General features: G+C 57.4%; 3 protein-coding genes. 1 reads left to right on the top strand and 2 read right to left on the bottom strand.

Features of this window, described 5'->3' with window-relative positions; all coding sequences use genetic code 11:
• Positions 1-355 precede the first annotated feature (355 nt).
• Entirely contained in the window at positions 356-1,084 is a 729-nt protein-coding gene (locus ABJK56_RS10365; protein ID WP_347244596.1) for a hypothetical protein, read from the top strand.
• 616 nt (positions 1,085-1,700) lie between these two features.
• Here the strand turns inward: ABJK56_RS10365 and ABJK56_RS10360 are convergent.
• Entirely contained in the window at positions 1,701-4,643 is a 2,943-nt protein-coding gene (locus ABJK56_RS10360; protein ID WP_347244595.1) for an Hsp70 family protein, read from the bottom strand.
• 42 nt (positions 4,644-4,685) lie between these two features.
• On the bottom strand, positions 4,686-6,488 hold the full coding sequence (locus ABJK56_RS10355; RefSeq protein WP_347244594.1) for an Hsp70 family protein: 1,803 nt from the start codon (positions 6,486-6,488) through the stop codon (positions 4,686-4,688).
• Positions 6,489-6,573: the final 85 nt, after the last annotated feature.

Raw genomic sequence — 6,573 nt, 5'->3', positions numbered from 1 at the left:
CTGCAGACCATGGGCCGTGGATTTAACCGCAACCGCATCGGATTCTGAGGTGTGAGCACGTAAAACGCGTAGCACGAAAGTTGTGTTAGACAAACAAGGCTGACAGTCAGTCGAAACGCCACATCGGAACCTTGCACGAAACAACCAGAACACCGGCTTTTGGGCGCCGGGCGGTTGAACCCGTGGCAACGGCTTGTTGATCTCTCCCGCAGGGCGGGACTTTGATAGAATTGGAGCGGACAACGAGCGGCTAAACCATCACCTGACTCCGATCACCACTGACAATCGTTCCAAGTAGGAAGAGATGGGGAAAACGCGGCGGAACCTTTCGGCCATAAAGTTAGGAAAAGACCCTATGCGAAGCCTTTGGTGCACGTACGGTTTGTGCGGGGCACTGGCTGCCACCATGGTACTCGCTGCGGCTCAAAATGCACCGGGCCAAGTGACGAGTGGAAATGCCGTATCCGGAGCCCCGGGAACCTTAATTCCTCCTGCTCCACCGTTAACGCCTTCCGTGCCGCCATCACCGTCTGGTTTGCCTGAATCTTCGCCGACGATGACGCCAGCCCAGTCTGGTAGCCCGCCGATGCCTTCCGAAGCATCGCGAGCGGCAGGTCCGCGCGGTAAGGCCAATCGTTCTGAGATACCGTTGCCACCGACCATGGCCTCGAGCCCACCTCGTCTTCCGGCAGGTGGAGGTGGCTGGGTCAGCGGAGAAGCTGCGCTGGCTGGCGGTCCTTTTCCGGCGTATATGACGGGATTTTCCAGCTCTCAAGGGGGTGGTTCGGGCACCGCTCCAGCTCGACCCGTGGAACGGCCGTTTTCCGACTATTCACCCCCTGCCAGCGTTAGTCCGTACATCAATCTTTATCGCCCCGAGGGCACGTTTGGCCGCGTCGGGAACTACTATTCCCTTGTAAGACCCATGATTCAACAACAGCAGACAAACCGCCAGATTTCTCAGCGACTCCGGCAGATCGAAAGCCCCGCACAATCGGGCGGCGGCTATGTGGGCCGTGCCGCTCCCACCGGTGGCTATTTCATGAATTATTACGGCTATTTCCCGGGTCTGGGCGCCCGTTAATGGACCGTTTAAACACATTTCGTGATGGGCGCAAGAATCAACCTGGGCTCGATCGATTTCCTGAGGAAACCTTACAGACAGGTTCCTTTAAATGGCACGAAAACCTTCGCCTGCATTGAATCGGGTTGTGCGCTGAATTCCAGCTGTCACGGAGGACAACAAATGGCATCAGATGTGGAAGGCCCTTCCAGTCATCCCGGCCCGCCTTTGTGGACACAATTGGGGCCGTGCGATTGCAATGTTTCGGGGGGACCGCCGTCATCGACATTGCACGAGCCTTCGAAGGGCCGTGTGGAAGGCGAAAGTATTCTGACCCACGAGGTCGCACAGGTTCTGCACTTATGGCTGGAGTGGAACAAAAATTATGAAAAGCTCACCGAATCGATGTATCGCCAGGCGAGGGATTTTCATTCTCTTCAGCTCATGGCTGACGAGCTTGACAGATTGCGTCTCAGAGCCGTCGCCGCCACAGAGCATTTACTGACGAGGATCAGAGAAAAGACGACCTCGAAACCTGGCTGACCGGACGCTTTTGCCGGTTGCGCGCTCCGGGTTTTCGTGCGATTTACGGGGGATTACTCTTCGACGGTTGCCGATATCTTATCTCAGTGCAGGCCTACAGGATCCGCAATCCGCGCGGCAGTTCTTCACCGAAAATCTGTGTTTGCTCCGTCTCTTCAAGAGTTCCACCTTCAGCCACGAGTCGCACCAGATGTTCGGGAGCGTTTCTCTGTGAAAACCAAGCCAGAACACGTTGACGAGTTTTGTTCGACACATCACGGTAACGGTCACCCGTCTTACGTGCGAGCTGCATGAACACATACGGTGGAATCTCCTCAGGAAGTTTCAACCGCAACAGGCGTTCGATCCACATTGTCACAACATCCTCGGGCAACACGGAGTTCAGGGGAGCATACACAGGGACGCGGGCGCCTATTCGAGCGAGCGTCCACACCAAGGCCGGGAGGGCCTGCTGAACACGCCGTTTGGGCAGAAGATCGAGAATGGTCTGTCCCAGTTCGACCTTCCAGTTGAGCGGCAGGAGTTCCAGACTGCCCAAAAGTCGCCAAATTTCTGCTCCTTCATGGCTTGCGTAAGGAAAGTCGGTACTTCCCGTTCCCTGGATCTGCTGACGGTGCAGCGATCGGACAGATGCCATCAGCGGCGTGGCCAGCGCTTGCTGCTGACCTGCCGTGAGGCCTCCCGCAATGCGACGCCAGAGGATCCACCACTCAGCCCGACATGCAGGAGTGGGATGCACCAGCTTGCCCTGAAGAACGCGCCACGTCTCGGCCACCCGCCAGTCATCGGCAGCCAGCCCATAACCGGGTCGGAGAGCATAACCCAGAGTGTTCAACCACCTGGCTTCGTGTTCAGGACTGCGTCGCCGCCCGGTTTCGTTTTCCATCAGCCGCTGCCAGATCCTTCGCAGGAAAGAACTGGGCCAGTCCCCGCGGTTCATACGTGTGGCTTCGCTTAACCTCTTAAGGAGAGCAGCTGGGGACTCCGTTGCCTCCGGACCGAAAATCTGGTCAATCAACTCCAGGGCCTTTTCTGCAAGGCCTTCCTCGAGGATCCCCTCCTGTTCGCCGGATCCCTGATGCGGTGGCCGATCGATTTGCACAGCCGACCGGACATCGAATTCCAGTTTCCACCGACCATTTCCACCTACTTGCGAACACCAGATTTCCAGCGTGCCGATTTCGGTCAATTTGGCATGCAGGGTTACCGCAATGTCCTTCGGCATTTCGCGACGTGAACTTGCCTTGAGAATGGTTCGCACAGCCGGCAACGAGCTCAACTCCTCCGGTCGCACTAAAACGAGCGCACCGGCCGGATCGGTCAATCGAGTACCCGAGTAATACACCGGAAACTCAACCGGCTCGCCAATTCGCAAGTGGAACGTACGTTCCGCTAGATGCACCTCTTCCCCGGGCTCGATTCCTGCCGGCAACACACACACGCCCGCTGCCAGTTTCTCAGGCGTCTGGGATTCGCCTTCCTGATCTCTATTGAGGAGTTCCTGTTCGAATGGTTCACTTGCGATGAGCTCGGTTTTGGTTGTCTCCGCCGTTGCGGCCAGGTGCTGCAAGTCTTCCCCGGACATGGCCACGCCGATGTAGTACGTGCGGGCCAAGCCGGCCGATATCCGCACACCTTCCCCGCGCCGGACCATACCGTAATATGCCGCCCCCTGAGCCACCGCAAGGTCCAGGCGTTCATTTTCCAGGACGGTTGGTTGCCAGGGCCTTTCGGTAGTGCTGAACCATCGAGCGATGACCTCGATTACACGCCGTCTGATGGCGTGGGAATAGAAGACACCTCCGTTAAACAGCACCAGATCGGGTCGGGCAGGATCGTGGTCCGCTGAGTTACCATCCAAGGCCACAAAACGATGGGCCGTCAAAAAGGCTGCCAGATAGCGCGTCACGGCAGGATCAGGGGCAAACGGAAGGCCGAATTCCTGAAACCCAGACCGCCGTATAGCTGGCCTGGCATCCAGTTCCACCGGGGGAAAGAAACCATCCAAAACGAGTTCCAGGACTTCGTTTCGGGTCAATTCGAAATGCCGGGCTCCACCAACAACCCGGGAGCCTCGTCCAGGGAGAGTCACGGTTACCCGCTCGGGCGCCGGTTCGCTCAATAACTTTTCTTTCAAGAACTGGCACCGTCGCACCAGCACTGACCATGTTTGAGGTTCAAGGGGCTCATTGGGATTGAGTTTTCGTTCAATGTGGTGAGCCAGGGCAAGGTCCAAGTTGTCGCCACCCAGAATCAGGTGCTCTCCGACCGCCACCCGATGGAATTGAACTATCCCATCCTTTGACTCTCGCACCCGGATAAGAGTGAAATCGGTCGTTCCTCCCCCGATATCGCAAACGAGGATTTTCTGGCCTGGCCGGACATATCGCTGCCAGTCTTCGCTGTGCCGGTAGATCCACGCATAAAAAGCCGCCTGTGGCTCTTCGATGAGAGTGACACGTTTAAGTCCTGCCTGCACCGCTGCTTTGACTGTCAACTGTCGGGCCACCTCATCGAAAGAAGCCGGGATCGTGAGCACAAGGTCCTGTTCGGCCAATGGATATCCAAGAAAGCGGCTGTCCCAAGCGTCACGCAGATGTTCCAAATATCGGGCAGAGACTTCCACCGGAGAAAGCTTGGTGGCGTCTGGTGCTCCATGCCAGGGAAGGAGCGGCGCTGTTCGGTCCACCCCGGTATGACAAAGCCAGGATTTGGCAGAACTGATGAGTCGCCCAGGAACCTCTGCACCGTGATCGCGAGCAAACACTCCGACGATATAGTCCCGGTGAACTGCGCCAAACGGCAACCGCAGCAGTTTTGGATCAAACTCGCCAGGCGCAGGCTCGTAATGGAACGAGGGCAGCGTCTCCCGTTCCTCCACCTGGCCAGGGGCTACCAGTTGCGGGATGCGGAAGACACGCACCCGCCACGGAGACTCGGCGGTGTCCACGTAACACAGCGCCGAATTTGTGGTTCCTAGGTCGATCCCCACAACAAAACGTGGCGCAGCAGGTTCGGTTATCTCCGAGTGATGCATCGCTTATCATTGGATAGTCTGGCAAAAGCGGTTGAAAATCGTTCAGACATCGGCATCAGCGTCTTCACGAACGCTGAATTCGAGCTTCCATCGCTGGTCACTCGTGGTGCTGAGGCACCATAACTCGAGGACGCCTAGTTCCGTCACGCGGCTTTGAAAGCGCACGGGGACGTAGTCGCCTGGCGTTCCGTCATCCGTAGGCAAACATGCCTCCAGCGAATCCGTCTCCTCTATTTCTTCTGGGGACCAGGTATGGTGCACGTCTCCAGGCCGGTCTTGTTTCCTCACCGACGAACTGAAGAAACGAAAAACTACGCGTTCGCCCACCACGAGACCGACTTCTTCGGAAGGTACGTCGATCGATGTGCCCTCTTCCATGCCGATGGGAACCACACAGAGCAAATGAAGTGGGCGAGGGATTCCCGGCACAGCGGGTCCCGCCGTTTCAATTCCTACGTAATACGCGCGAGCAGTCCCGCCCCGAATTCTCACACCCCCGTGGTCTTTCGCCCAAGCGTAGTAGGCCGCTCCTTTGGCGACCGCGTGATCGAGATCGTGAACGCCCGGCAACAGGGACGGTTGGGGCTGATCGGGAAACCAGTGTGTCAGAACCTCGAGCAATCGCTCGCGGAATCGCGCTGCCTTAAACACTCCCCCGTTAAGGAGGACATGGGTGGGCCGAACTGGGGAATCCTGAGCTTCCCCGTGAGACTGTAGGAACGCGGCCAGGTGACGCGTCACTGCGGTGTCCGTTTCAAACGGAAGCCCGAGTTCGCGGAATCCAGAAACCCGGCGACGGGCCGGCCGGTCCGAAATCTCGCAGATGGGGAAGAAGCCGTCCACTAGCAATTTCGCCACACACTCTCTCTCAATATCAACCGAAATCGTCCCGCCGATCAATCGGCTGCCACGCCCCAGGATGGTTACGGCATGTTGCTCCGGCGGATTCTCCCCCAAAAGCTTCTCTTTGGCCACCCGACATGAATGCCAAAGCGCGACAGACTGCCACGGATCGAGCACAATTCCCTTTTCGGCAAATTTTTGGCTGGCAAAATGGGCAAGAGCAAGGTCCATATTGTCACCGCCGACAAGGAGGTGATTTCCCACGGCCACTCGCTGGAGCGTCAATTCTCCGTCTTGTTCTTCCACCCGGACAAGCGTAAAGTCCGTCGTTCCTCCTCCCACGTCGCAAACAAGGACCTGATGACCTACTCTGAGCAGCTTTCGCCATTTGGGACCGATGTCGCCCAGCCACGCGTACAACGCCGCCTGAGGCTCTTCTAAGAGGATTAGATCATCCGGAAGTCCTGCTGCCAGGGCTGCTTCTCGAGTCAATTCGCGCGCGGCCGCATCGAATGAGGCCGGCACGGTAAGCACGACCTTTTGTTGTTTCATGGGGGCATCAGGGAAGGCGTGATTCCACGCTCCAATCAGGTGCTCCAGATATCGCTGAGCAGCAGTTACCGGTGAGATCCGAGGGACTTCGGCAGGAGCGTTCCAGGGCAAAATGGGCTGGTGTCGATCCACCCGGCTGTAGCACAACCACGATTTGGCCGCCGAAATGGTACGTTCGGGGACCTCCGCTGACTGGCGTCGGGCCAATTCTCCAACAGCGTAAGTCAGCCCTTGCGCCCACGGCAAATCGAGTGTCCCCGCGGTGATCTCATGGTCCCGTGCAATGTAAAGAAAAGACGGGAGCGTGGTGCGACTTTCAATGACCCCGGGCGCTACAAGTTGGGGAACCTCCAAGACTGTCAGTTTTGGTTCGTCTGCGTCATAGGGCGCATAGGCGAGAACTGAGTTCGTCGTTCCCAAATCGATCCCAACCACAAATTGGGGACTCATTGGGCAACCCTCCTAAGGTTGTTTCCTATCAAATCATGCCAGGCAGAAAGTTCTCACAATCCCAGAGCCACCTGCTGTGGCATCT

This window comes from Thermogutta sp., from assembly GCF_039793925.1.
In the GTDB taxonomy this organism is placed as follows: domain Bacteria; phylum Planctomycetota; class Planctomycetia; order Pirellulales; family Thermoguttaceae; genus Thermogutta.
Note: the sequence above shows the minus strand (reverse complement) of the source record. Positions and strands in the feature narration are given on the sequence as shown.